Consider the following 1,259-nt stretch of genomic DNA (forward strand, 5'->3'; position numbering starts at 1 on the left):
AGTGCTGTGACCGGAAATGATCACCGGGTTGGCGTGCAGGGTGGCCCTGCCGATTGGATGGGCTGATCACGTTCGATCAGCGCTCGGGAGGCCAGGTGACGCAACCGGTGAAGGTCCGCAGGCTCACGGACCAGGAAGGCCAGAAGCTGCAGCGGATCGTGCGGCGGGGCACGATGAGCACGGTCCGGTATCGGCGGGCGATGATCCTGCTGGCCTCGGCTGGCGGCAACACCGTGCCGGTGATTGCCCGGCTGGTGCAGGCCGATGAGGACACCGTGCGCGCTGTGATCCACCGCTTCAACGAGATCGGGCTGGCCTGCTTGGACCCTCAGTGGGCGGGAGGCCGTCCCCGTCTGCTGAGTCCTGACGACGAAGACTTCGTCGCGCAGACGGCCACCACGCGACCCGCCAAGCTCGGCCAGCCCTTCACTCGCTGGTCCATCCGCAAACTGCTCGACTACCTGCGCCGCCTGCCCGGCCGTGCCTTCACCCTCGGCCGGGAGGCGTTACGCACCCTGCTGGCCCGCCGCGGGATCACCTTCCAGCGCACCAAGACCTGGAAGGACTCACCCGATGCGGACTTCGAGGTCAAGCTGGAGCGCATCGAGTACGCACTGACGCACCGGCCCGAGCGCACTTTCGCCTTCGACGAGTTCGGGCCGCTCGGCATCCGTCCGACCGCCGGATCGGGCTGGGCGCCGCAGGGTGAGCCGGACCGGCTGCCGGCCACCTACCGCCGCACCCACGGCGTCACCTACTTCCACGGCTGCTACTCCGTCGGCGACGACCTGCTGTGGGGTGTCAACCGAGCCCGCAAGGGCATCGACCACACCTGGGCCGCGCTGAAATCCATCCGGGCCGCCCGTCCGGACGGCGCCCCGATCTACGTCATCTTGGACAACCTGTCGGCGCACAAGAACTGGCGCATCCGAACCTGGGCCAAGAAGAACAAGGTCAGGCTGCTGTTCACGCCGACCTACGCGTCCTGGGCCAATCCGATCGAGGCGCACTTCGGACCCTTACGGCAGTTCACCCTGGCCAACTCCGACCATCCCAATCACACCGTCCAAACCCGGGCACTGCACGCCTACCTGCGCTGGCGCAACGCTCATGCCCGTCACCCCGATGTGCTGGCCGCCCAACGACGCGAGCGCGCTCGTATCCGCAGTGAGAAAGGCCTCCGCTGGGGCGGTCGACCACTCACACCGGCAGCCTGAACCCCTCACCCAACCCGGTGATCGTTTCCGGTCACAGCACTA

At 67.5% G+C, this 1,259-nt stretch carries 1 protein-coding gene; it reads left to right on the forward strand.

The window, feature by feature from the left end; all coding sequences use genetic code 11:
- The first annotated feature begins 95 nt into the window (after positions 1–95).
- The gene (locus AB0I79_RS63300) at positions 96–1,217 is read left to right on the forward strand and encodes an IS630 family transposase (RefSeq protein ID WP_357896390.1); all 1,122 of its coding nucleotides are present in this window, start codon (positions 96–98) and stop codon (positions 1,215–1,217) included.
- The last annotated feature ends 42 nt before the right edge of the window (positions 1,218–1,259 follow it).

Origin of the sequence: Nonomuraea sp. NPDC050202, assembly GCF_040656115.1 — a bacterium.
Lineage (GTDB): Bacteria > Actinomycetota > Actinomycetes > Streptosporangiales > Streptosporangiaceae > Nonomuraea.